This is a genomic window from Ideonella sp. FW305-24 (genome assembly GCF_058788035.1).
Genome location: NZ_JBYTAI010000001.1, coordinates 1,195,523 through 1,220,031 on the forward strand (window position 1 = coordinate 1,195,523; position 24,509 = coordinate 1,220,031).

Below are 24,509 nucleotides of genomic sequence, written 5' to 3' on the forward strand. Positions count from 1 at the left end.
GTTCAGCCCAGCATCGGCAGGTTCAGGTGGTGCTCGCGGGCGCATTGGCGGGCGATCTCGTAGCCAGCGTCGGCGTGGCGCATCACGCCGGTGGCTGGGTCGTTCCACAACACGCGGGCAATGCGCTTGTCGGCCGCTTCGGTGCCGTCGCAGACGATCACCACGCCGGCATGCTGCGAGTAGCCCATGCCGACGCCGCCGCCGTGGTGCAGGCTGACCCAGGTGGCGCCGCCTGCGGTGCTCAGCAGCGCGTTCAGCAGCGGCCAGTCGGAGACGGCATCGGAGCCGTCCATCATGCTTTCGGTCTCGCGGTTGGGCGAGGCGACCGAGCCGCTGTCCAGGTGGTCGCGGCCGATCACGATGGGGGCCTTCAACTCGCCATTGCGCACCATCTCGTTGAAGGCCAGGCCGGCGCGGTCGCGGTCGCCCAAGCCTATCCAGCAGATGCGCGCCGGCAGGCCCTGGAAGGCGATGCGCTGGCCGGCCATGTCCAGCCAGCGGTGCAGGCCCTGGTCCTCGGGGAACAGTTCCTTCATCTTCGCGTCGGTCTTGCGGATGTCTTCCGGGTCGCCCGACAGCGCCACCCAGCGGAACGGGCCCTTGCCGCGGCAGAACAGCGGGCGGATGTAGGCTGGCACAAAGCCGGGGAAGTCGAAGGCATTCTTCACGCCCTGGTCGAAGGCGACCTGGCGGATGTTGTTGCCGTAGTCCACGGTCGGGATGCCCATGGCCTGGAAGTCCAGCATGGCCTGCACATGCACCGCGCAGCCCTGGGCAGCAGCGTCGCGCAGCCTGGTGTGCTGGCTGGCATCGGCCTGCGCAGCGCGCCATTGCTCGACCGACCAGCCCACCGGCAGGTAGCCGTTGACCAAGTCGTGCGCCGAGGTCTGGTCGGTCACCAGGTCCGGCTTCACGCCACCGGCCTTGGCACGCTTGACCAGCTCGGGCAGCACGTCCGCGGCATTGCCCAGCAGGCCGACCGAGATCGCCTTGCCCTCGGCGGCGTACTTCTGCATGCGGGCCAGCGCGTCGTCAATGTCGGTCGCCTGCTCATCGAGGTAACGCGAGCGCAGCCGGAAGTCGATGCGGCTTTGCTGGCACTCGATGGTCAGCGACGAGAAGCCGGCGAAGCTTGCAGCCAGCGGCTGCGCGCCACCCATGCCGCCCAGACCAGCCGTGAGAATCCAACGCCCTTGCGCTTGGCCATCGAAATGCTGACGCGCGGCTTCGACGAAGGTCTCGTAAGTGCCCTGCACGATGCCCTGGCTGCCGATGTAGATCCAGCTGCCGGCCGTCATCTGGCCGTACATCATCAGGCCCTTGCGGTCCAGCTCGTGAAAGTGTTCCCAGGTGGCCCACTTGGGCACCAGGTTGGAGTTGGCGATCAGCACACGGGGCGCGTCTTCATGGGTGCGGAACACGCCGACCGGCTTGCCACTCTGGATCAGCAGCGATTCATCCGGCTTCAAGGTGCGCAGCGTGGCAAGAATCTGCTCCAGCGAGGCCCAGCCGCGCGCCGCCTTGCCAATGCCGCCGTAGACCACCAGCGCGTCCGGGTTCTCGGCGACTTCCGGGTCCAGGTTGTTCTGCACCATGCGGTAGGCCGCTTCGATCAGCCAGTTCTGGCAGTGCAGCGTGGTGCCGGTGGGGGCCTTGACGGGGCGGGGCCCGGCGATGGTGGCAGCGGAAGGCGAGCTCAGGTCGGGCATGGCAGCTCCTGCAATGGACGGATGAAGTCAAACAAGGATGAACGAACGGGCGCATCCTACTTGTCTAGACAAGGCGGCGCAAGTAGCATGCGGCCATGTCCATTTCGCCCCGAACCGGCCTGGCGCCATATGCCCAGGTCAAACAGTACCTGAAGGACCGCCTGGCCGCGGGCGACTGGGCGCCCGGCGTGCTGATGCCTTCGGAAGCCGAACTGGTGGCCCGCTTTGGCGTGAGCCGCATGACGGTGAACCGGGCGCTGAAGGAGCTGCAAAACGAGGGCCTGATCGAGCGCGTGCAGGGCGTGGGCACGTTTGCCGCGCAACTGCACAAGGTCTCGGCCACGCTGACGCTGCGCAACCTGCAGGACGAGATCGCCGAGCGAGGCCACCGGCACGAGGCCATCGTGCACCTGCAGGAGCCCGAGCCAGCCGGCGCGGCACTGGCCGCGCAGCTGGGCCTGCACGAGGGCGACACGGTGTTCCACAGCTTGATCGTGCACCTGGAAAACGGCGTGCCGCTGCAGTGCGAGGACCGCTATGTGAACCCGGCCTGCGCGCCGCACTACCTCGCGCAGGACTTCCAGCACACCACGCCCACGCAATACCTGTTCGAGGTCACCGCGCTGTGGCGGGCCCAGTATTCAATCGAGGCCGGCCATGCCACCGCGCAGGAAGCCCGCCTGCTGAACCTGGCCGCCACCGACGCCTGCCTGATCATGGTGCGCCGCACCTTCACGCGCGACGCGGCCATCACGCTGGCGCGCCTGGTGCACCCAGGCCGGCTCTACCAGCTTACCGGCCAGTTCGCGCCATGACGGCAGCACACGGCCCGGCGTTTCCCTGCGCGCCTCCCCGCTTGCAGGTGGTGCACTTCGACGACGTGCCGGCACAGCCCTGGCGCAATGGTGGGGGGGTGACGCGCGAGCTCGCCGCGTGGCCTAACGCCACCGACTGGCAACTCCGCCTCAGCGTGGCCGACATCGAGCGCGATGGCCCGTTCTCCGCCTTCCCCGGCATTGCACGCTGGTTCGTGGTGCTGAGTGGCGACGGCGTGCGGCTGGACCACAGCGGCCAGCAAATCGACCTGCGCCCCGGCGACAACCCGCATGCTTTCGACGGCGGTGAGCCTCCCGGCTGCACGCTGCTGGGCGGCGCCACGCGCGACCTGAACCTGATGCTGAAGGCGCCCGCCAGTGGACGCCTGTGGCCGGCAGATGCCCCGTGGCAAGCCGAAGCGGGTCAGCGCACACTGCGCTGGCGCGGGCTGTTCTGCGCCGAGGCCTGCACCCTGCTCACACCTGCTGACACCCTCGCCCTGCCGGCCATGAGCCTGGCATGGCAAGCTGCCGGATGGGCCGATGAATCGACCGTTGGCCAGGATCCCGCAGCGCTGACCGAAGGCTGGCAACTCAAGCCTGCCGCACGCCCGCCACGCGCCTGGTGGATCGCCCTGGAGAATTGACCGAATGCCCGCCGATTTCCTGCCTTCCCGAGCCGACGCCCCCCGCACCCTGTGGCGTGGTGCCAGTCTGGCCACGATGGCCCCCGGCAAGCCCTGGGGCTGGATCGAAGATGGTGCGTTGCTGACCGAAGGCGCGCGCATCGCCTGGGTTGGCGCAGCAACCGAGCTGCCGGCCGGGCTGCGCGCGGACGACGAGATCGAGCTGCCCGGCGGCGTGCTCACGCCCGGGCTGATCGACGCCCACACCCACCTGGTCTACGGCGGCCACCGGGCGCGCGAATTCGAGCTGCGGCTGCAGGGCGCCACCTACGAGGAGATTTCCCGCGCCGGTGGTGGCATCCGCTCCACCGTGGCCGCCACCCGTGCTGCGACCGACGAAGAGCTGCTGCGCAGCGCGCTCAAGCGCGCCCAGGCGCTGATGAGCGAAGGCGTGACCACGCTGGAAATCAAGAGTGGCTACGGCCTGAGCGAACACCACGAGGCGCGCTGCCTGCGTGTGGCCCGCCGCGTGGGCGAGCGCCTGCCGCTGACGGTGCGCACCAGCGCGCTGGCAGCGCATGCATTGCCGCCAGAGTTCGAAGGCAAACCGGACGCCTACATCGCCGCCATCATCGACTGGCTGCCGCGTTGGCATGCCGAAGGGCTGGTCGACGCGGTCGACGGCTTCTGCGAAAACATCGCCTTCTCGGCCAGCCAGATGCAGCGCGTGTTTGACGCAGCGCGCGCGCTGGGCCTGCCGGTCAAGCTGCATGCCGAGCAGCTCAGCGACTGCGGCGGCAGCGAGATGGCCGCGCAGTACCGCGCTTTAAGCTGCGACCACCTCGAATACCTCAGCCCTGCCGGCGTGCAGGCACTCGCGGCCAGCGGCACGGTGGCCATGCTGCTGCCCGGCGCCTTCTATTTCCTGCGCGAGAAGCAGCTGCCGCCGGTGGGCGCGCTGCGCGAAGCCGGCGTGCCGATGGCGATTGCCACCGACCACAACCCCGGCTCGTCGCCCACGCTGTCGCCGCTGCTGATGCTGAACATGGCCTGCACGCTGTTCCGGATGACGCCCGAGGAAGCCCTGGCCGGCATGACGCGCCATGCCGCGCAGGCGCTGGGCCTGGGCCACAGCCATGGCCAGCTGAGCACCGGCCGGCAGGCCGATTTCGTGCACTGGGCCGTGGACCATCCCAACGAGCTGGCCTACCAGTTCGGGCACAAGCCTTGCCAGTTGCGGGTCCATGCGGGCGTACCCGATGCGGCCGACCTGGCGCGCATCGCGCCTGCCCCCGAGTTTTGAAAACAGTGCCGAGCACCGCCCCGGCAGTTCGGCCCGATGTCGGAGACCTGATGGACGAGATTTACACCCTGCACCGCGGCACGCGCCCCTTGCTGGTCAGCGTGCCGCATGCAGGCCAGCACATTCCGGCCGAACTGCTGGCCCGCATGCATCCCCATGCCGCCACCGTCGAAGACACCGACTGGCACCTGGACAAGCTCTACGACTTCGTGCGCGACCTGGGCGCCAGCCTCATCGTGCCGCGCCACTCGCGCTACGTGATCGACCTGAACCGGCCGCCCGACAACACGCCGATGTATCCCGGCGCCAACAACACCGAGCTGTGCCCCACGCGCTTTTTCACCGGCGAGCCGCTGTACCTCGAAGGCCAGGCACCTGACGCGGCCGAAGTGCAGCAACGCCGCGGCACCTATTGGCAGCCCTACCACGACGCGCTCGCCGGCGAACTCACGCGACTGAAGGCCGAGCATGGCCACGCCGTGCTGTTCGACGGCCACAGCATCCGCTCGCAGCTGCCCTGGCTGTTCGAGGGCCGGCTGCCGGACCTGAACCTCGGCACCGCCAATGGCGCCAGCTGCGCCCCTTCGATGCGCGACGCGCTGGGCCAGCTGCTGGCCGCGCAGCAGGACTTCACGCAAGTGGTCGACGGCCGCTTCAAGGGCGGCTACATCACACGCCACTATGGCCAGCCCGCGCGTGGCTGGCATGCGGTGCAGCTGGAAATGTGCTGGTGCTGCTACATGGACGAACAGCCGCCGTTCAGCTGGTCGCCAGAGCGCGCCGCAGGCGCCATGCCGCTGCTGCGCCAGATGATGGACACGCTGCTGGCCTGGCAGCCGCAAGCCGAGGCAGGCCAGGCATGAGCGGCGGCGCCACAAGCCCCACCGTTCGCCGCTTCTGGGCCCCACGCGCCTGGCTGCCCGAAGGCTGGCGCGAGGAAGTGCTGCTGGAGGTGGACGCGCACGGCCGCTGGTCGCGCGTGGTCCCCGGCCAGCCCTGCCCGCCGGACGCCGAGCGCCTGGCCGGCCTCACGCTGCCCGGCCTGGTCAACGGCCACAGCCATGCCTTCCAGCGCGCATTTGCCGGCCTGGCCGAGCGCCGCGAAGCCGCGGCCGACAACTTCTGGAGCTGGCGCGACCGCATGTACCGCGTGGCCGGCAAGATCACGCCGGACCAGCTGCGCGCGGTCGCCACGCAGATCTATGCCGAGCTGCTGCGCGGCGGCTACACGCAGGTCTGCGAGTTCCACTACCTGCATCACGCGCCGGGCGGCAAGCCCTATGGCGCGCCGATGGCAATGACCCAGTCGCTGATCGACGCGGCCGCCGACGTCGGCATCGGCCTGACGGTGCTGCCGGTGCTGTACGAGCGCGCCGGCTTCGACCAGCCGATGCTGCGGCCGGACCAGCAGCGCTTCCGCCTGCATGCCGAGGGCGTGCTGAACGCGCACCAGTCGGTGCAGGAGCGCACCCATGCCTGCCTGAACGCTGGGCTGGCCGTCCACTCGCTGCGCGCCGCGCGGCCGGCCTCGCTGCACACCCTCGCCAGGATGGCCGAGCAGACCGTCGGCCCGGTGCACATCCATGTGGCCGAACAGACGGCCGAGGTGCAGGACTGCCTCCAGGCCACCGGCCGCCGCCCGGTCGAGTACCTGGCCAGCGAAGGCCTGCTGGACGCGCGCTGGCAACTGGTGCATGCCACGCACATCAACCAGGCCGAGATCATGACCGTGGCCTACAGCGGCTCGGCCGTGGTGATCTGCCCCAGCACTGAAGGCAACCTGGGCGACGGCCTGACCGACCTGCCCGGCTGGCTGCAGGCCGAGGTGCCGATCTCGCTGGGCTCGGACAGCCACGTCAGCCGCTGCTGGCGGGAGGAACTGCGCTGGCTGGAATACGGCCAGCGCCTGGGCCTGCGCCAGCGCAACGTGGCCGCGGCCCCCGAACGCGGCCAGCCGTCCACCGCCGAGCGGCTGTGGCGCAGCGTGCTGGACGGCGGCCGCATGGCCGCAGGCTTCCCGCTCTGGGGCCTCACGCCCGGTGCCCGCGCCGACCTGTTGGTGGCCGACCCCCGCGACACCAGCCTCGCCGGCATCCCCGCCGCCCGCAGCCTCGACGCCCTGATCTTCTCCAGCCCCGCCCTGCCCTGGCGCGACGTGATGGTCGCCGGCCAATGGAAGCTGCGCGAGCAACAGATGCCTGGCAGCGACGCCATCACCTCGGGCTTTGTCAGCGCGATGGAGGAGCTGTGGAGCTGAGGCAGGCGGCGGGTGGGCGACGCTGCAGCGATCAGCTCATCAGTTCGACCAGCTTGCCGCTGACGGCCTCCCCGCTGATTTGCAGTTCGCCCACCGAGACGGGCAGCTTGAAGCGGCGCGGGCCGGCGCTGCCGGGGTTCAGGTAGAGCACACCATCGCGCTCGGTCATGGACGGTCGGTGGGAGTGACCAGAAATCACGGCGCGCAGACCGGCGACCGGCGGATCGACGTCGAGGTCGGCCAGGTCGTGCACCACGGCGATGGTGACGCCGCCGAACTGCAGGTATTCGATGGCGCGCAATGCTTCCGCCCAGGCGCCGCGGTCGTTGTTGCCACGCACTGCGGTGACGGGCGCGATGGTGGCGAGCCGCTCCAGCACTGACGGCTCGCAGATGTCGCCCGCGTGCACGATGTGGTCGCTGCCTCGCAGGAAGGACAGCGCCTCAGGGCGCAGCAGGCCGTGGGTGTCGGAGATCAAGCCAATTCGGAACATGGCCGATTGGAGCACCGTCAGCCCGATGGGGCTTCAAAGGGACGCGGGCTCCGTGTCGGCCATGTCGCTTGCGGACGCGTGGTGGGCCGCGTGGCCGGCCAGCCAGGCCATCAAGGCCTCGGCGGGCATCGGCCGGGCCAGCAGGTAGCCCTGGATGCCATCGCAGCCCAGGGACTGCAGGCGAAGCCGCTGTTCTTCGGTCTCGACGCCTTCGGCGATCACGCGCAGGTTCATCTTGCGCGACATCGCGATGATGGCTTCGGCGATGGCGGCGTCGTCACCACCGGCTTGCGAGATGCCCTGGATGAAGCTGCGGTCGATCTTCAGGGCCTGCAGCGGCAGCTGCTTGAGGTAGGCGAAGTTGGTGTAGCCGGTGCCGAAGTCGTCGATGGCGAACAGCACGCCCATCTGGTGCAGCCGGCGCAGCAGCGCCAGCGCCTGCTCAGGATCCTGCATCACGCTGGACTCGGTGATCTCCAGCTCCAGACAATGCGCCGGCACGCCGCTGGCGGCCAAGGTGCGGGCCACGCCGAGGTCCAGCCCGGGGCGCTGCAGCTGGCGCGCCGAGAGGTTGACGGCCAGCACCAGGTCCGTCTGGCCTTGCTCGCGCCAGCGGCGCAGCTGCTGGCAGGCGGTGTTCAGCACCCAGTCGCCAATCTCCAGGATCAGGCCGGTTTCCTCGGCGAGCGGAATGAAGTCATTCGGCGCAATCAGGCCCAGGCGCGGGTGCAGCCAGCGCACCAACGCTTCGACGCCGCGCACCTTGCCTGTCAGCAAGTCCATCTGCGGCTGGTAGTGCAGCAGCAGCTCGTGGCGCTCGATGGCGCGGCGCAGGTCGTTCTCCAGGCGCAGCTTGTCGTGCGCGCGGGCATCCATCTCAGGGCTGAAGAAGCGGTAGTCGTTGCGGCCGGCGCCCTTGGCCTTGTAGAGCGCCGTGTCGGCGAATTTCAGCAGCGTTTCGGCGTCTTCGCCGTCGCGCGGGAACAGGCTCACGCCCAGGCTGCAGGTGACGTGCAGCTCGTGGCCATCGATCTGGAATGGGCGCGACAGCGAGGCCATCAGCTTCTCGGCGACGTGGGCAGGATCGGCCACGTCTTCAATGTCCGGCAGCACGATGACAAACTCGTCGCCGCCGAGACGGGCCACGGTGTCGTCGTCGCGCAGCACCGCGCGCAGCCGCTCGGCCACGCACTTGAGCATCTCGTCGCCGACCAGGTGGCCCAGCGTGTCGTTGATGGTCTTGAAGCGGTCCAGGTCCAGGAACAACAGCGCCATCTGGCCGCGCTGCCGTTGCGCATGGGCCAAGGTCAGCGCGAGGCGGTCCATCAGCAGGCTGCGGTTGGGCAGGCCGGTCAATGCGTCGTGGTACGCCAGGTGCTGGATGCGCGCTTCCTGGGCCTTGCGCTCGGTGATGTCCTGCACCACGCCGGCGCGGCGGAAGGGCTGGCCGGATTCGTCGTTGGCCGGGTAGCCGCGCATCGCGATGTGGCGCAACTGGCCGTCTGGCCGCTGGATGCGGCATTCGAGCGAAAAGTGCCCGTCCACCGCGGCGGCCAGCGCCTTCGTGACCATGCCGAGGTCGTTCGGATGCACCGCGCGCTGCCAGGCCATCCAGTTCTGCTGCAGCACGGTGGGTGGCTCGCCCCAGATGCGCTCGAAGCCGGGGCTGACGTAGAGCACACTGTGGCGCTGCGGGTCGGCCAGCCAGAAGGTGTCGCCGATGGCGTTGGCCATCTGTTGGAAGCGGGCCTCGCTGTCGCGCAGCGCGCCACGCTCGCGCTCGAGCTGCACGCGGAAATGCGCGCTCTCGATGGCCATGGGCAGGCGGCGCAGCATGTCGTCCTGCTTGACCAGGTAGTCGGTGGCGCCGAGCTTGAGGGTCTGGATCGCGCTGTCTTCGTCGCCGTGGCCGGTGATGATGAGGATGGGCAGGTCCAGGTCCCGCTCCTGGCGCAGCAGCTTGACCAGTTCCAGCGCGTTCATGCCCGGCAGCTGGAAGTCCAGCAGCAGCACCTGCGGCATCTCGGGACCACCCGCATCCAGGCGCGCAATGACCTGCTCGCCGGTGCTGACGGCCGAGACCAGGATGTGCGGCGCGAAGCGCATCAGGTGGCGGGCCAGCAGGTCCACGTCGGTGGCGGTGCGCTCGGCGTACAACACGCGGATGGGCCGTGCGCGCTGCTCGCTGGCAAAGCGGAAGCGGGTCCAGGCGATCTGCAGCAGCAGCGGCAGGCGGTCCAGGTAGGCGCCCTGCTTGACGATGTAGTCGTCGGCCCCGCCTCGCAGCGCGGCGACCACGGTCGCCTCGTCACCCGAGCCGGTCAGCATCACGACAGTCAGCGGCAGATTGCGCTCGCGCACGTGCTGCAGCAGCTCCAGGCCATTGCCGTCGGGCAGGCGCATGTCGAGCAGCAGCAGGTCCGGCAGTTCACCCGCATCCAGCAGGCTGCGGGCGCCGGCCAAGTCACCGGCGGTGGTGAGCTGCAGGTGCGGCGCGCTGCGGGCCAGGCTGCGGTGCGTCAGGTCGGCGTCCTGCGCGTTGTCTTCGACGTAAAGGACCTTCATGCGCGACCGGGCGGCTTCAGTGGCTGGGCACGTTCTGGTTCAGCACACACCAGTACAAGTCGATCTGCGCCGCGACCTCGATGAATTTCTCGAATTCGACCGGTTTGACGATGTACGAGTTGACGCCTAGGCCGTAGGCCGTGGCCACGTCGGCGTCTTCGCGCGAGGTCGTCAGCACGACCACCGGGATGCGCGAACACAGCGGGTGGGCCTTGAACTGCCGCAAGACCTCCAAGCCGGAAACCCGCGGCAATTTCAGGTCCAGCAGGATGACCACGGGCAGCGGCTCGCCGGCTTCCCAGCGCGGCAGCCAATCAAGTGCCTCCTCACCGTCCCGGGCAACGGCCAAAGGGTTGGCAATGTGCCGTTTGGCAAAGGCCCGGCGCGTCAGGTCGACATCCATCGGGTTGTCTTCGACCAGCAAGATAGGCCGGTTACCGCTCATTGCCCATGCTCCGGCCCCAGGGCCCAGGTTGGAAAACCTAAGAATACAGCCAAGCCCTGCTCGCCAGCAGGGTGGGCACCGGCATCAGAGCGGCAGCTCGATGAAAAAGTGCGCACCAACGCCAGGCACGCTCTCGGCCCAGACACGGCCCTGCATGCGCTCGATGGCCTTGCGCACGATGGCCAGGCCCACGCCGGTGCCGGGATAGTCCTCGGCGCGGTGCAGGCGCTGGAAGATCTCGAAGATGCGCTCGGCGTATCGCATGTCGAAGCCGGTGCCGTTGTCCCGCACCTCGATGCGGCAGCGCCCCGCATGCTCGGTGCAGCGCAGCCAGATGCGGCGCTCGGGCCGGCCCTGGGTGAACTTCAGCGCGTTGTCCAGCAGGTTGCGCAGCGCCATCGTCAGGCCCTCGCGCTCGCCGGTGGCCTGGCTGCAGCTCAAGTCCCGTTCCAGCGTGACCTGGCCCTGGTCCAGCTCGCGCTGGTATTCGCCCACCAGGCGGTTGATGACCGCGGCCGGGTCGATGCTGCCCAGCGTCGGCCGGCTGCGTTCGACACGCGAGTAGGCCAGCAGGTCGTCAATCAGCTGGCCCATGTGCACGGTCGCCTTGCGGATGGTATCGACGAAAAACCGGCCCTCCTCGTCCAGCTGCTCGGCATGGTCGGTCAGCAGCAGCCGGCTGTAGCCGTCGATGCCACGCAGCGGGGCCTTCAGGTCGTGCGAGACGGAATACGAAAACGCCTCCATCTCGCGGTGCCGCGCTTCCAGTTCGGCGGTGCGCTCGGCCACGCGGGCTTCCAGCTCGGCGTTGGTGCGCAGGATCTGCTCCTCGACCTGCTTGCGCGCGGTGACCTCGTGCAGGAAGCCGTGCCAGGCAATCACGCCACCCGCCTCGGCCACCGGCGTGAGGTGCATCTCGATCCACAGCAGGCCACGCGCGGGATGGTGCACGCGAAACTCGTCGCGGCAAGGCGCCATGCTGCGCGCCGAGCTTTCCATGGATTGGCGCAGGCGCGCTCGGTCCTCAGGCACGATGACCTCGTGCGGGTCACGCACGCCGCCGCTCGCGTCGGCGTTCAGGCCGTAATCCTTGGCCACCTCGGCGTTGGCCAACTGCACGTCGACCGCGCCGTCCGCGGCGCGGCGGTAGGTCATCAGCACCCCCGGCGCGGTGGCCACCAGGCGAAGCAGCTGTGCCTCGGCGGCCAGGCGCTTGCGCTGCTGCTGCTGGGCCTCGTGCGCCGCGGTGATGTCCTCGATCAGCCCGGCCATGTGGGTCATGCGACCGGTGGCATCGCGCACCGGGTAGGCATGGTCGCGCACCCAGATCATCGAGCCGTCGGGCCGCTGCACCCGATACTCGGTCTCGTATTGGCCGGTTGCCGCGGCGGCCACGAACTCGGCCGCCACCTGGTCCCTGTCCTCGGGGTGAATGCCAGCCAGCCACACGGCATGGCAGTCCGACAGATCTGGCCGGCATTCCTGGCCCCACATGCGCCAGAACGCCGGGCTGACATACAGCGTGCGTCGCTCACCCGGCCGGCTGAGCCAGATCGCGTCACCGGTCGCCTGGGCGAACAGGCGGAAATGCTGTTCGCTTTGCTGCAGCACCGCCCAATCGGCCGCCGCACTGCCGCCAGGCCAGCAGAGGCAGCGCATCCAGCCGCCCTCGCGCGCCACCCAGGGCCCTGTTTGCAGCGGGCCGGTCAACACCGGGCCGGCAGGGCCGCGCATGCGCAGGCCAGCCATGCCGGCACCTGGCGGCGTTGCGCTGCCAGGCATGGCCAGCAGCGAATCGAGGGCATGGGCGGGCTCTGCGACCCAATCGGCCAGGGCCTGGCCAGGCAAGGCTTCGGCGGGCTGGGCCACCGCTCGCGCGAAGGCCTGGTTGGCCTGCAACAGCCGGCCATGCTCATCCACCACGGCCATGGGCTCTGCGGCGGCTTGCCAGCAGGCGGCAGCCACGGCGGCCGTGTCTGCATCATTGGGCGATCCGGATCTCATGCAGGTCTCCAGCGAACTCGCTACGGCACTTCGCTGCGCGATGGGCGCAACAGACCACCCGATTCTGCGTTGCGAGGGCCCGTCACACCACCTGCGAGGCAGCGCGACGGAGCCTGCACCGCCGGCAAGCGTGGAATACTTGCCGCATGTCCAGCAGCTCCGCCCCCTACGCCTCGCCGCTCGGCGCCTACGGCCTGCCCGAAACCCGTCGCGCGGACCTGCCCGGTGGCAAGCAAATCCGCCAGGATCTGCTCGCCGCCGAGGCCATGCCGCCGATTGCCGAGGCCATGCCGCCCGGCAAGCTGTTCTTCAGTCCAAAAGGCCGCATTTCGCGCCGCGGCTTCTGGGGCGGCATGCTGGGGTTGGCCGCGCTGGGCATCGTGTTGGGCGCGCTGCTGAACATTGCCGGCTTCCACGGTGAACGGGTCGAGGGCCTGGTCAACCTGCTGCTGGCCTGGCCCGCTTTCGCCGTCTCTGCCAAGCGCTGGCACGACCGCGACCGCAGCGCCTGGTGGGTGCTGGTGGCCCTGATCCCCGTGGTCGGCTTCCTGTGGCTGCTGGTGGTCAACGGCCTGCTGCCCGGCATGAAGGGTGACAACCGATTTGGGCCCTCGCCATTGCGCGACCGACTGGGCTGACCCGGACCTTCAATACTTCTCGCTGGAGCCCGCCAGGCGCAAATACCAATGCGCCAGCCAGGCCACCAGCCCGCGGCCCAGCATCGCGCCGAGGCCGGTGCGCAGCGGGGCGACGAGGATGCGGCTGGACACGGCCATGGCCTGGTCCAGTTCCTCGCTCAGTGCGGCGGCAAAGCCAGTGTTGCGCACGACGATGTTGGCTTCCAGGTTCAGCAGCAGGGACAGCGGGTCCACATTGGAGCTGCCGACCGTGGCCCATTCATCGTCGGCCACGGCCGCCTTGGCATGCAGGAAGGCCGGGATGTATTCGTAGACTTCGACGCCTGCGGTCAGCAGTTCGTCGTACATGACCCTGGCCGCCAGGCCGGCCAGCCGGTAGTCCAGCTTGCCCTGCAGCAGCAGGCGCACCTGAACGCCCCGCCGCGCAGCCTTGATCAGCGCACGCCTGAAACTGCGGCCGGGATAGAAGTACGGCGTCACCAGCTGGACGCGGACATTCGCCATGCGGATCGCATCGATCATGCAGCGCTCGATGGTGCGGCGCTGGCGCAGGTTGTCGCGCACCACGAAGGCGGCGACCACCGGTGTGTCGTCGGCCAAGGGTGGCGGCGTGGCCGGCAGCAGGTGCATGCGCCGCAGCAGCTTGCGCGCGGCCCGCACCGGCTCGGCGCTGCGGGCGAGCTGCAGCGTTTCCTTGCGCCAGTCGCGGCCGAAGGTGGCGCGGGTCCATACCGCACGCACGGTCTGCTCGATGGGCGCGACCACCGGGCCGTGCAGCGCCACCGCGAAGTCCAGCCGCGGCGCATCGCTGAAACCGTGGTGCAGGTCGTTGCGGTCGTCGATCACATTGATGCCGCCAACAAACGCGCGCGTGCCATCGACCACGCACAGCTTTTGATGCAGCCGCCGCAGCTGACCGGGCTGCAGCCAGTTCCACCAGCGTGTCAGCGGCCGGAACACCGCGAGGTCCACGCCTTTGTCGCCGAACCAGCGCTTGACTGTCGTCAGGCTGTGGCTGCTGCCAAAGCCGTCGACCACCACCCTGACCCGCACGCCGCGCCGGGCCGCTGCGATCAGCGCCTTGGCCACTGCCTCGGAGGCGGGGTCGTCATGGAAGATGTAGGTCGCCAGCCAGACCTCGTGCAGCGCCTGCTCGATGGCCCGGACCATGGCGGGAAACAACTCGTCGCCGCCGCGCAGCAGCGCCGCCTCGTTGCCACTGAGGAAGACCGGCGTGGACTGGGTGTACCAGGCACCGGGAAACTGGAAGCCGTCGGATGCAGGCTCGTCATCGGAGACCGACGCGGCCGGCTGCACGGCCATCAGGCGGGCTCCAGTTCCACCAGCAGCGGCAGGTGGTCCGACATGCGGGCCCAGGCACTGCCGCGCGGCACGGTGGTGCGCACGCAACGAAAGCCGCGCATGTAGACCCGGTCCAGCGCGAACACCGGCACGCGTGACGGGAAAGTCGGCGTGTTCGTGGCCTGCGGCGGGGTGGCGCGCTGCAGGCCCATGGCCTGCATCGGCCCGTCCAGCCGCTCGCCCCAGTCGTTGAAGTCACCGGCCACCAGCAGCGGCGCACCGGCCGGCACCGTCTGCTCGATGAAGGCCGCCAGCCGCTGCACCTGGCGCAGCCGGCTGGAATGGATCAGCCCGAAGTGCGCGACCACCGCATGCACCTCCATGCCATGCCACTTCACCGGCACGTGCAGCAGGCCGCGCTGCTCGAAACGGTGGTCCGACACATCATGGTGGCCGATGCTGCCCATGGGCCAGCGCGACAGCAGCGCGTTGCCATGCTCGCCGTGGCGGGTCACGCAGTTGGTGTGATAAGCGGCCCCGTATCCTTCGGGTGCCAGGAACTCGGCCTGCCCCTGCTCCGGCCAGCCGCCATGGGTGCGCTGGAATTGCCGCGACTCGCGGGCGTGGAACAGGCGCACCTCCTGCAGGAACACCAGGTCCGCGTCCAGCGACTCGATGCCCAGCCCGAGGTTGTGGATCTCCAGCCGCTTGGTCGGCCCCATGCCACGCACACCCTTGTGGATGTTGTAGGTCGCCACGCGCAGCGGCCCCACCATCGTGCTGCCGGGCAGGTAGCTGCTGGCGAAAGCGGACGAGCGGAAGGAATGGGCTTGCAGCGGTGGCGTCATCGGGTCTCGTGGGAATTCAGCAGAAAGTTCGGGAGCTGCAGGATGGCTTCCGCGTTCGATGGCGAGAAGCAGCGATCCGCCGCCTCGCGCCACGGCAGCCAGACACAAGCCGTGTGCTCGCGCGGCGCCAGTTGCACAGCCGTGCCGTCCGGCACGCAGAGGCCGAACACATGCTCGGTGTTGTGCGTCACGCCTTCGGCATAGCGATGGCGCCAGCGCGGGTATATCTCGTAGACATTGGCCAGTCCCCAGTCGCGCAGCGCACTGGCCGGCACGCCGGCAGCGCCGATCACGATGCCGGTTTCCTCCGCCACCTCGCGCGCGCAGGTCAGCGCCAGCGGCTCATCCAGGCTGTCCTTGGAACCGGTCACGCTCTGCCAGAAACCAGGCGCATCAGCCCGCTCCATCAGCAACACGTCCAGCGCCGGAGTGTGAATCACCACCAGCACCGATTCCGGGATCTTCGCCGGCCGGGCCGCCACCGCTTCATCGACTGCTTGGGTCATGCCACATGCTAGCGCGGACGCTCGGTTTCCCGTGCCGGACGATGCCTACATCCATCGCACCAACGAAGGACCACCCGGCACGGGAGAAGTGTCATCGAAGCCTTCTAGCATGCGCCCCACCCCGGCCCGAGCGCCGATCCGCCGCTGCATTGCCATGAAACTCCACGTCCTCGCCGCTTCGACCTTCGCGCTGTCCCTGCTGGCGAGCTGCAGCAGCACACCGAGCCAGCCCACTGCCAGCCGCTGGGTGTTCCAGGCACCCGACACCCGCACCATCGGCATCGTGATGACCCCGTTGCCGCCGGTGCAAGCCCATTTCCCCGGCGCGGACTGCGCGTCCTGCCTCGCCACCGCCCTCACCGAACACCAGGCCCTGGCCAACCAGGTGCAGACGCTGGACGCCAGCGAGCTCGAGCAGGTGAAGACCGAGATCGCCAGGGCGCTGGAAGCCAAGGGACTGCGGGTGCGGGTGATCGCGGCGCCGCTGGACCTGGCGCAACTGCCCGCGTTTTCGGGACCTGGCACAGACCACGCCAGGCATGACTTTCGTGGCCTGAAAACCCGCTACGGCGTGGACAAGCTGCTGGTCATCGAACTCAGTTCGCTGGGTGCGTCACGCCCCTACGCCGGCCCGGTCCCAGCCGGCCTGCCGCGGCTGGCCCTGACCGGCAGCGAATTCCTGGTCAACCTGGGCGACAACACGCTGGAGGCACAGCAGGCCGTGGAGGTGCAGCTGACGGCAGCGCGCGACTGGGAAGACCCGCCGCGCTTTCCGGGCCTGGCCAGCACATACGGCGAGGTTCTACGACAGGGCAAGGCCGCATTGCTGTGCCCCTTCCTCTGATCTCGCTGCCAGCCCGGCCTGTCCCGTGTCATCATCCAAGGCCATCTGGCGTCACGGAGCCATCCAATGGGCCAACCCGCAACACCCACCCGCTTGACCCGCGAAGACTATCTGACCTGGGAAACCGCCCAGGCCGAGCGCCATGAGCTGATCAACGGCGAGCCGTATGCCATGGCCGGCGCCGAAGACCGGCATGTCACCGTCAGCCTGAATTTGGCGATGGCGCTGCGCCAGCACCTGGCCGGCTCCCCCTGCCGCACCTACATGGCGGACATGAAGCTGGAAGTGGCCGCCAGCCAGAGCTTCTTCTACCCGGATGTGCTGGTGACGTGCAGCGAAGCCGACCGCGCCAGCGCGCTGGTGAAGCGCGAGCCGGTGCTGGTGGTGGAAGTGCTCTCGCCCGGCACCGCCGCCTTTGACCGGGGTGGCAAGTTCGCCCACTACCGGCAGCTGGCCAGCCTGAAGGAATATGTGCTGGTGGACCTGGACAGCCGCCGCACCGATGTCTACCGCCCAGGCGCGGATGGGCTGTGGGTGCTGCACCCCTTCGAGCCCGCGCAGCCGCTGGCACTGGCCAGCGTCGACCTGTCGATCACGCCGGAAGCCTTGTGGGCCGAGGTGGACGAGGCGCCCACTTTGCCTTGACATGGCAAGACGAGCCCCACAGGGCAGTTCGTGGTGAGCGCCGCGCCGGGCAGGATCGAATCAAAGACCAGTGAATGGTTCATCGTGCTCACCCGGCCGGCGGTACGATCACGATCTCAACCCGGCGATTTGCGGCACGCCCCATCTCGGTACTGTTGTCGTCCACCGGCGCTTCGGCACCCATGCCAAACACCTCAAGGCGACGATCGGTGATGCCGCGCTGAGACAGGTATGACGCCAGGCTGGATTGAACAGAAGTGGCCCGGCGCAGAGACAGCACCTTATTGCTGTCCGGCTTGCCGACATTGTCGGTATGACCCACGATACGGGCATTGACGCCGCAATATTGACGCAGCGTGTCACCCACTTTCTCCAGGGTACCGGCAAACGAGGGACTGAGGTCGCTGCTGCCCGTTGCAAACAGGACTTTGCCGGGGATATTCAGTTTAACTGACCCGTCAGCCTGCTCCGAAATCGCGATTTGAGACCCAGCCAGGGCACCGACAAATGCGCCGGCCAGGGCGCCGTTGACCGCAGCTTGGGTGCGATGCGAATTCGCAGTGCTTGAGCCGAGAATCCCACCGATGATGGCACCGACTGCGCCGCCTTTGATGGCCGCGTCGGTGCGAGGATTTTCAGCTTTCGGCTTCAGGTATTTGCAGCCTCCAGGGCCGGTTTCGCTTGCGACTGCCGCGGCTGCGGCCTGGGCAGGCAGGCCGGAGTTTCCGGCGGTGCTGTTGCCCAAGGGCGGGTTCGTGTTGCACGCAGCGAGTACCAGCGATGCCAGTGCGAGTGCCAAGCTTGTCCTGGAAGGTCCAGTGGTTCGGGGAAGTTTCATCATCAACCCAATCAAGAATCAAACAGAGAAATTACGGCCCGCGCAGCGCATGGCGCCCGCGTCGGCTCTGCATGCCCCTGAAGGAGATTCCAGAGTTTCCGCGTTGGCACGAAAGAAGCGCCATATGGCCTCTGATCACGGGTAAGCCCAGCGTAACCAACCGCAACAGCTTTCGCGCGGCAGCGGTCCTCACGGATCGCTCACGGCGCAGCCTCTGGCACCCGACAAGTACCGGCGAGGCCCACTCCTTTGCGGATCCGGCGCGTGCCGGCCGGCATGGGCAGCCGTTCATATCGCATAAGCTTGAATGCTGAAGCCATCGCGGTCGGCCCGGAGCAATCACCCGCGCGCTTTGCACCGAAGACCCGGCTCACCACTCCATTCATCATGACGACGCCCCAGCACCCTGCCTCCACGCTGTTCAGCTATCGCTTCGGGCAGGCTGAGTTCGACGAATCAGAGTCGCTGCTGCGTGTTGACGGTGAGCCCATTGCTGTGGAGCGACGACCGCTGGAATTGTTGGCCGCCCTGCTGCACAGCCCGGGTGTGGTGCTCACCAAGGCAGAACTGCTCGCCTCGTTGTGGCAGCGCAATGAGGCCAACTTGTCGGACAACGCGTTGGCCAACGCAGTTTCCAAACTGCGCCGGGCGCTCGGGGAGGCGACCGGTGCCCTGGTGCGAACCGTGCCGGGCGTTGGGTATTTGCTGGAGGGACCGATTGAGCGGGTGGCCCAGGCGCACCGAGGTGATGCGCCTCTCATGCTCAAACCTGGCCAAAAGGTAGCGGGCGCAGAGGACTACAGGTTGAAATCCTTGCTGGCGGAAAGCCGCAACAGCAGCGTATGGCTGGCCGAGCACAAATCCAGCAGACAGCCAAGCGTCTTCAAGTTCTGCAATAGTGGCGATGGCCTCAGCGCGCTCAAGCGCGAATTCACGCTGGCCAAGGTCTTGCGGCGGAGCCTGGGCAGACGCCCGGACAGGGTCGAGATTCTCGCCGCCAATTTTTCCGATGCGCCGTATTGGCTTCAGAGCGAACATGGCGGAGAAAACTTCCTGAACTGGGCCACCACCGACCCGGCCGCCAAGGCGATGAACACCGACCAGCGCGTCGCCCTGTTTCTACAGGTGGCGCAGAGCGTGGCAGTTGCCCATTCCGTGGGCGTGCTGCACAAGGACATCAAGCCGGCCAATGTGCTGATTGAACCGCGCGGCGACTCCGGCTGGCAGATTCGGCTGACGGATTTCGGCAGCGGCCGGCTGCTGGATCCCGGCACGCTTCAGGCGCTGGGGGTGACCGCGATGGGCCTGACACTCACTGAGCGAGTGAGCCTCGATTCTGGCCGAGGCACCCTGATGTACCTGGCGCCCGAACTGCTTTCAGGCGAAGTGCCCACGGTGCAGTCGGATCTCTACGCACTCGGCTTGATGCTCTACCAGTGGCTGGTGGGCGACTTCCGCAGGCCCTTGTCGACCGGCTGGGAAGACGACATCGCAGACCCGCTGCTGCGGGAAGACATTGCCGCCGCCACCCACGGCCAGGCGGTGCAGCGCTGCGCCAGCGTAGCGGAGTGGGCCGGCCGGCTCGAACGTTTGGTCGAACGCCGCCAATCGAGGGCAGTGGCCGAGTCCAGGGCAGTTGCGGCAGCTGCGACGGCGCAGGAGTTGGCCCGCAACAGGGCCAGACGGCCACTGGTCGCGGCGGTCGTAGTGAGCCTAGCACTGGGCCTGGCAACAAGCCTGTGGTTCTACTCACGCAGCCAGAGGGCGCTCATGCTGGCGCAGCAGCAAACGGAACGAGCACAAGCCATCAACGACTTCCTGAACAAGGATCTGCTGCAGTCGGCCGACATCTCGGAGCGCGGTACGCACGCCAACCTGTCATTGGCCGAGTTGCTCGAAAAGGCCTCTGCGCGGGCCGGCATCAGGTTCAAGGACCAGCCCTCAGCGGAGGCCTCGATCCGCCAGCAACTGGGACAGATGAACATGAACGTCAGCGCATTCTCGCGCGCCGCAATGGAGTTCCAGCGCGCGTGGGCGCTTTGTCAGTCCCAGGGCGGCGCGCCAGCCGCGTTGAATGAGGGCGTGCTCGCCAGGCTCGCGCTTTCGAGGGCACTGACCCGCGACTCCAAGTTTAACGAGGCCAAACGTTGGCTGGAAGAGGCTGAGCGCGATGCAGGGCCGCTAGCCGCTCGGGGTTCTACAGAGGTCGCACTCCAACTGGCCCGCACTCGCTTTACCCTGCTGTCATTCACCCACGAAACCAACGCTGCACTGCCCTTCGGCGACCAAGCGCTGGCCTTGCAGGAGCAGTTGCATCCCGACGACCTGGCAGACCGAGCGAGCCTACGCAGGGATCTCAGCGACGGCTATTACCGCGCCAATCAACACGACCGCACCAAGGAACTGCTGACCGTCATCTTGAAGCCCCCCTTCTCGCCGGAGAGCATTGGAACCGTGGCATTTGAACGGGCACGATTGGCGCTGATCAACGCGTCCATGCTGGACGCCGACGCCGACGCGACCCAGGTGCTGTCGGAGCTGAAGTTGGTACGCGACCGCATCGTCGCTGTGCTGGGCCCCGACGAGTACACGGTGAACGCGGCGCGGATCTCGATGGCTGGCGTGCTGTCCGTCCTGGGGCGGTTCGAAGAGGCCCGCCAGGAAAGCCAGGAAACCCATGATTCCTTGTCGCGCACCCTGGGCGCCGATCACCAGGCCACGCGCATCGCGGCCATGAACCTTGCGGTGAGCAGCGTGCGCACCGGGCACGCCCGGCAGGGACTGGGCATGCTGGAAGACCTGCGGGCCTGGGCTGTGCGGACCTTTCAACACGAAGACCACCCGATTGTGCAAGGCATTGACTTCTACCGCGCACAGGCGCTGAACGAACTCGCCCGGCCTGCGCTTGCCCTGCATGTCCTGGCGCCCCTGAAGGCCGATGCAATCGCCCAGACGGCGCCGGCAGCGGACTGGGAGTTCAAGCTGCAAGGCGAACGGGGTCGAGCGCTGGCCCTGCTGGGACGCGACGGCGAGGCCAGGCCCCTGCTGGAAGCAGCGCTGGCCGGGATGAAAGCCAACGGCAGCGCCGGTTGGTTCCAAGCGCCGTTGCAGGACGCCCTCTTTCTCGCCCGCTCGACCCGATCGCCGCAGCGGCAACCCGCGCGGGCAGCGGTCACTGCTTCGTCAAGTTGACCCGGCAGTCCTCCACGTTGTTGGAACCCCAGTTGATCAGGGTCAGGGTGTTGCCGTTCTGGCGCGCAGACATCAATTCAGGGTCGTTGAAGCAGCCGAACCAAGTGTGCCCACCGGTGTAGGAAGTGGCGCCCCAGGCATATTCGTCACTGCCCACAATCAAGTCAAGCTTGGCGGCCTTGAGCTGCGTTTCATAAGGGTTGCCGCTGACGGGACCCGTGTAGACCACTCCGATGTAGGTATATCCATTGGTGTCGGTGCAATCGAGTTCGTACTCAGTGCGCCCCGCAAAGGGTGACGCGACCAGCTTGCAAGTGGCGCTGCCAAAAACATAGGTACCAGGCACGAACTCCGACTTCTTGACATTGGGTGACTTGACCACACCGGACATGGTCGCCTTGTTGGGCTTGCCATTGGTGTCATCGGCCTGAAGCACGATCTGGCCGTCCCAGTACTTGACCGTTCCGTCCGCCGCGACGCGGGTGGGCAGGCCGTAAAAATAGACTGTGTTGCCGATGCTGTAAGTGGTGGCGTTTTGCAGCATCACCTCGGAGGTCTGGGCGATGACCGGGGCCGACACGATCAGCGCGAGCGCGGCGGCGCATCCGCAGAAGGCCCGCCGGAATGTCTTTGGCATGAAGAATCTCCTTGAAGCAGTGGGTGCCACTCCCTGAAACCTGGGAGCGGGCCGGCCTGTCGCGACCGGGCCCCGCCAGTGTCCTGGCCGAGAGCCCAAGACGCGGCGGCCAGGCCCTCACGGATTCCTCACGGACACATCTCGAAGACGCGGGACACGCGGCGCATCCTTCAACCGGGCGCCACAGACGAAAAAAAGGACCCGAAGGCCCTTTTTTGATCGAACTGGCGACGCGCCTGTTCAGACCGCCGCTTGCGCATTGCGCAGCCGGATGTGCAGTTCGCGCAGCTGCTTTTCGTCGACCAGTGACGGGGCGCCGGTCAGCAAATCCTGCGCGCGCTGGGTCTTGGGGAAGGCGATCACGTCGCGGATCGATTCGGCCTTGGTCATCAGCGTGATCAGGCGGTCCAGGCCGAAGGCCAGGCCGCCGTGCGGGGGCGCGCCGTACTGCAGCGCGTCCAGCAGGAAGCCGAACTTGACCTGGGCGTCTTCCTTGCTGATGTTCAGCGCGCTGAAGACCTTGCTCTGGATCTCGGCGCGGTGGATCCGTACCGAGCCGCCGCCCAGTTCCCAACCGTTGAGCACCATGTCGTAGGCCTTGGCAATGCAGGCGCCCGGGTCGGTGTCCATCAGGTTCTCATGGCCGTCCTTCGGCGAGGTGAACGGGTGATGGGTCGCGTTCCAGCGGCCTTCGCCTTCGTCGTACTCGAACATCGGGAAGTCGACCACCCACAGCGGTGCCCACTTGTCCTCGAACAAGCCCTTGCTGCGGCCGAAGTCGCTGTGGCCGATCTTCACGCGCAACGCGCCGATGGCGTCGTTGACCACCTTGGCCTTGTCGGCGCCGAAGAAGATCAGGTCGCCGTTGCACGCGCCGGTGCGCGCCAGGATCTCGGCGATGGCGGCGTCGTGCAGGTTCTTCACCACCGGCGACTGCAGGCCTTCGCGGCCCTTGGCCACGTCGTTGACCTTGATCCAGGCCAGGCCCTTGGCGCCATAGATCTTGACGAACTCGGTGTAGCCGTCGATCTCGCCACGGCTCATCTCGCCGCCGCCCGGCACCTTCAGCGCCACCACGCGGCCGCCCTTGGTCGTGGCCGGTGTCGAGAAGACCTTGAAGTCCACGTCCTTCATGACCTCGGTCAACTCGGTGAACTGCAGCTTGACGCGCAGGTCCGGCTTGTCCGAGCCGTACTTGAACATCGCGTCGGCGTAGGTCATCACCGGGTAGACCGGCAGCTCCACATTCATCGCGTTGCGGAAGACGGTGCGGATCATGCCTTCGAACATGCCGCGGATCTCCTCCTCGTCCAGGAACGAGGTCTCGATGTCGATCTGCGTGAATTCGGGCTGGCGGTCAGCGCGCAGGTCTTCGTCGCGGAAGCACTTGGTGATCTGGTAGTAGCGGTCGAAACCGGCCACCATCAGCAACTGCTTGAACAGCTGGGGCGACTGCGGCAGCGCGAAGAAGTGGCCGTCGTGCACGCGGCTGGGCACGAGGTAGTCGCGCGCGCCTTCGGGCGTGGACTTGGTCAGCATCGGGGTCTCGATGTCGACGAAGCCGTTGGCGTCCAGGAACTTGCGCACTTCCATCGCCACGCGGTAGCGCAGCATCAGGTTTTTCTGCATCTGCGGGCGGCGCAGGTCCAGCACGCGGTGCGTCAGGCGCACGGTCTCGCTGAGGTTCTCGTCGTCCAGCTGGAAAGGCGGCGTGACGGAAGCGTTCAGCACTTCCAGCTCGTGGCACAGCACTTCGATCTTGCCGCTGGCCAGGTTGGTGTTTTCCTTGTCGGCCGGGCGTGCCCGCACCAAGCCCACGACCTTCAGGCAGAACTCGTTGCGCACCAGTTCCGCCGTCTTGAACATCTCCGGGCGGTCCGGGTCGCAGACGATCTGCACATGGCCTTCGCGATCACGCAGTTCGATGAAGATCACGCCACCATGGTCGCGGCGGCGATGCGCCCAGCCCATCAGCGTCACGGTCTGGCCCATCAGCGCTTCGCTGACCTTGCCGCAGTATTCGGTTCTCATGAGTGCACTCCTGTGCGTCGGTATCGGGGGAGCGGTCTACCGCGGCGCGAGATGCGCCGGGGACCAGGAGGGAAAAGCTTGGGGCGGCCTGGGTGGGGTGATCAACCCTCAGGACTGAACGCGGGGCGTGTCGGCGCGTTCAGCCCACCCGATTGGGGTCGGCCCCCTCCGGCAACGGCAGCAGGCCGGCCGGGGGCGCAACCACGCCCATCGAGATGATGTATTTCAAGGCTTCGTCCACGCTCATGCTGAGCGGACGCACCGAGGCGCGCGGCATGATCAGGAAGAAGCCGGAGGTCGGGTTCGGCGTGGTCGGCACGTAGAGGCTGACATGTTCGCCGGCCAGGTGCTCGGCCACCTCGCCGCCGGGGCGGCCGGTGACAAAGGCGATGGTCCAGGATTCGGCATGCGGGTACTGCACCAGCACGGCTTCGCGGAAGGCATTGCCGCTGCTGGAGAACAGCGTGTCGGAGACCTGCTTGACCGAGCTGTAGATGGACTTGACGATGGGGATGCGGCCCATCAGCATGTCCCACTGGCGCAGCCACCACTGGCCGAAGATGTTCGCGACGAACATGCCGGTGAGCAGCAGCAGCAGCACCATCACCAGCGCGCCCACGCCAGGCAACTGGCTGAAGCCGGCCAAGCCATCTGCCGCATCCTTCGAGACCAGCGCCTGCACGGGACGCAGCACGCCCTTGAACATGCCGTCCAGCAGGCCTTGCACCCACAGCAGCACCCAGATGGTGACGGCAACGGGCAGCCAGGTCAGCAGGCCGGCGAGGAGGTACTTTTTCACGAAGGGATGGTC

General features: G+C 67.6%; 21 protein-coding genes. 9 read left to right on the forward strand and 12 right to left on the reverse strand.

The genetic code is table 11. From position 1 onward, the window contains the following. Positions 1-2: 2 nt before the first annotated feature. Entirely contained in the window at positions 3-1,709 is a 1,707-nt protein-coding gene (gene hutU, locus AC3WR5_RS05340; protein WP_492482434.1) for a urocanate hydratase, read from the reverse strand. A 95-nt stretch (positions 1,710-1,804) separates the two neighbouring features. Here hutU and hutC point away from each other — a divergent pair, with 95 nt between their 5' ends. The 5 genes from hutC to AC3WR5_RS05365 are packed head-to-tail and all read left to right on the forward strand — an operon-like array spanning position 1,805 to position 6,710. Beyond that, positions 1,805-2,524: a histidine utilization transcriptional repressor HutC gene (gene hutC / locus AC3WR5_RS05345; RefSeq protein WP_492482436.1), complete on the forward strand. Its 720-nt coding sequence runs from the start codon at positions 1,805-1,807 to the stop codon at positions 2,522-2,524. After that, entirely contained in the window at positions 2,521-3,171 is a 651-nt protein-coding gene (locus AC3WR5_RS05350) for a HutD/Ves family protein (RefSeq protein WP_492482438.1), read from the forward strand. Before hutC ends, AC3WR5_RS05350 begins: the two co-directional genes overlap by 4 nt. Before the next feature lie 4 nt (positions 3,172-3,175). Further along, the gene (hutI, locus tag AC3WR5_RS05355; protein ID WP_492482440.1) at positions 3,176-4,453 is read left to right on the forward strand and encodes an imidazolonepropionase; all 1,278 of its coding nucleotides are present in this window, start codon (positions 3,176-3,178) and stop codon (positions 4,451-4,453) included. Positions 4,454-4,503: 50 nt separating this feature from the next. Then, on the forward strand, positions 4,504-5,316 hold the full coding sequence (gene hutG, locus AC3WR5_RS05360; RefSeq protein ID WP_141291831.1) for an N-formylglutamate deformylase: 813 nt from the start codon (positions 4,504-4,506) through the stop codon (positions 5,314-5,316). After that, on the forward strand, positions 5,313-6,710 hold the full coding sequence (locus AC3WR5_RS05365) for a formimidoylglutamate deiminase (protein WP_492482442.1): 1,398 nt from the start codon (positions 5,313-5,315) through the stop codon (positions 6,708-6,710). The genes hutG and AC3WR5_RS05365 overlap by 4 nt, the downstream gene beginning before the upstream one ends. 31 nt (positions 6,711-6,741) lie before the next feature. On the opposite strand, the gene AC3WR5_RS05370 is transcribed toward AC3WR5_RS05365, so the two are convergent. The 4 genes from AC3WR5_RS05370 to AC3WR5_RS05385 all read right to left on the reverse strand — a co-directional run bounded on the left by AC3WR5_RS05370 (position 6,742) and on the right by AC3WR5_RS05385 (position 12,217). After that, entirely contained in the window at positions 6,742-7,203 is a 462-nt protein-coding gene (locus tag AC3WR5_RS05370) for a metallophosphoesterase family protein (protein WP_492482444.1), read from the reverse strand. Positions 7,204-7,236: 33 nt separating this feature from the next. After that, the gene (locus AC3WR5_RS05375) at positions 7,237-9,768 is read right to left on the reverse strand and encodes a two-component system response regulator (RefSeq protein WP_492482446.1); all 2,532 of its coding nucleotides are present in this window, start codon (positions 9,766-9,768) and stop codon (positions 7,237-7,239) included. Positions 9,769-9,784: 16 nt separating this feature from the next. Then, complete coding sequence (locus tag AC3WR5_RS05380; RefSeq protein WP_141289469.1) at positions 9,785-10,213, reverse strand: response regulator; 429 nt, start codon at positions 10,211-10,213, stop codon at positions 9,785-9,787. An 84-nt stretch (positions 10,214-10,297) separates the two neighbouring features. Beyond that, positions 10,298-12,217 carry a PAS domain S-box protein gene (locus tag AC3WR5_RS05385; protein ID WP_492482448.1) on the reverse strand — a complete coding sequence of 640 codons (1,920 nt, stop codon included), beginning with the start codon at positions 12,215-12,217 and terminating at the stop codon, positions 10,298-10,300. Positions 12,218-12,363: 146 nt separating this feature from the next. Here AC3WR5_RS05385 and AC3WR5_RS05390 point away from each other — a divergent pair, with 146 nt between their 5' ends. Further along, positions 12,364-12,855: a DUF805 domain-containing protein gene (locus AC3WR5_RS05390; protein WP_492482450.1), complete on the forward strand. Its 492-nt coding sequence runs from the start codon at positions 12,364-12,366 to the stop codon at positions 12,853-12,855. Between the two features lie 9 nt (positions 12,856-12,864). On the opposite strand, the gene clsB is transcribed toward AC3WR5_RS05390, so the two are convergent. The 3 genes from clsB to nudB form a co-directional block, all read right to left on the reverse strand. After that, positions 12,865-14,178 (reverse strand): cardiolipin synthase ClsB, encoded by a 1,314-nt coding sequence (clsB, locus tag AC3WR5_RS05395; RefSeq protein ID WP_492482451.1) that lies wholly within the window; start codon positions 14,176-14,178, stop codon positions 12,865-12,867. After that, positions 14,178-14,933, reverse strand: a complete 756-nt coding sequence (locus tag AC3WR5_RS05400) for an endonuclease/exonuclease/phosphatase family protein (RefSeq protein ID WP_231011604.1) — start codon at positions 14,931-14,933, stop codon at positions 14,178-14,180. The genes clsB and AC3WR5_RS05400 overlap by 1 nt, the downstream gene beginning before the upstream one ends. Positions 14,934-15,001: 68 nt before the next feature. Further along, positions 15,002-15,511, reverse strand: coding sequence for a dihydroneopterin triphosphate diphosphatase (gene nudB / locus AC3WR5_RS05405; RefSeq protein ID WP_141289275.1), 510 nt, complete (start codon positions 15,509-15,511; stop codon positions 15,002-15,004). Positions 15,512-15,665: 154 nt separating this feature from the next. Here nudB and AC3WR5_RS05410 point away from each other — a divergent pair, with 154 nt between their 5' ends. Further along, positions 15,666-16,355 (forward strand): hypothetical protein, encoded by a 690-nt coding sequence (locus AC3WR5_RS05410; protein ID WP_492482454.1) that lies wholly within the window; start codon positions 15,666-15,668, stop codon positions 16,353-16,355. Positions 16,356-16,421: 66 nt separating this feature from the next. Continuing rightward, positions 16,422-17,000, forward strand: coding sequence for a Uma2 family endonuclease (locus AC3WR5_RS05415; RefSeq protein ID WP_492482456.1), 579 nt, complete (start codon positions 16,422-16,424; stop codon positions 16,998-17,000). 88 nt (positions 17,001-17,088) lie between these two features. Here the strand turns inward: AC3WR5_RS05415 and AC3WR5_RS05420 are convergent, their stop codons facing one another. Beyond that, complete coding sequence (locus tag AC3WR5_RS05420) at positions 17,089-17,745, reverse strand: OmpA family protein (RefSeq protein ID WP_492482458.1); 657 nt, start codon at positions 17,743-17,745, stop codon at positions 17,089-17,091. Between the two features lie 396 nt (positions 17,746-18,141). On the opposite strand from AC3WR5_RS05420, the gene AC3WR5_RS05425 reads away from it, so the two are divergent. Further along, complete coding sequence (locus AC3WR5_RS05425) at positions 18,142-21,030, forward strand: protein kinase domain-containing protein (RefSeq protein ID WP_492482459.1); 2,889 nt, start codon at positions 18,142-18,144, stop codon at positions 21,028-21,030. Here the strand turns inward: AC3WR5_RS05425 and AC3WR5_RS05430 are convergent. The 3 genes from AC3WR5_RS05430 to AC3WR5_RS05440 form a co-directional block, all read right to left on the reverse strand. Further along, entirely contained in the window at positions 21,011-21,667 is a 657-nt protein-coding gene (locus tag AC3WR5_RS05430; protein ID WP_492482461.1) for a hypothetical protein, read from the reverse strand. The two genes, AC3WR5_RS05425 and AC3WR5_RS05430, sit on opposite strands and share 20 nt — an antisense overlap. A 240-nt stretch (positions 21,668-21,907) precedes the next feature. Beyond that, the gene (gene aspS, locus AC3WR5_RS05435) at positions 21,908-23,698 is read right to left on the reverse strand and encodes an aspartate--tRNA ligase (RefSeq protein ID WP_141287237.1); all 1,791 of its coding nucleotides are present in this window, start codon (positions 23,696-23,698) and stop codon (positions 21,908-21,910) included. A gap of 139 nt (positions 23,699-23,837) precedes the next feature. Then, positions 23,838-24,497, reverse strand: a complete 660-nt coding sequence (locus AC3WR5_RS05440) for a DUF502 domain-containing protein (RefSeq protein ID WP_492482463.1) — start codon at positions 24,495-24,497, stop codon at positions 23,838-23,840. Positions 24,498-24,509: the final 12 nt, after the last annotated feature.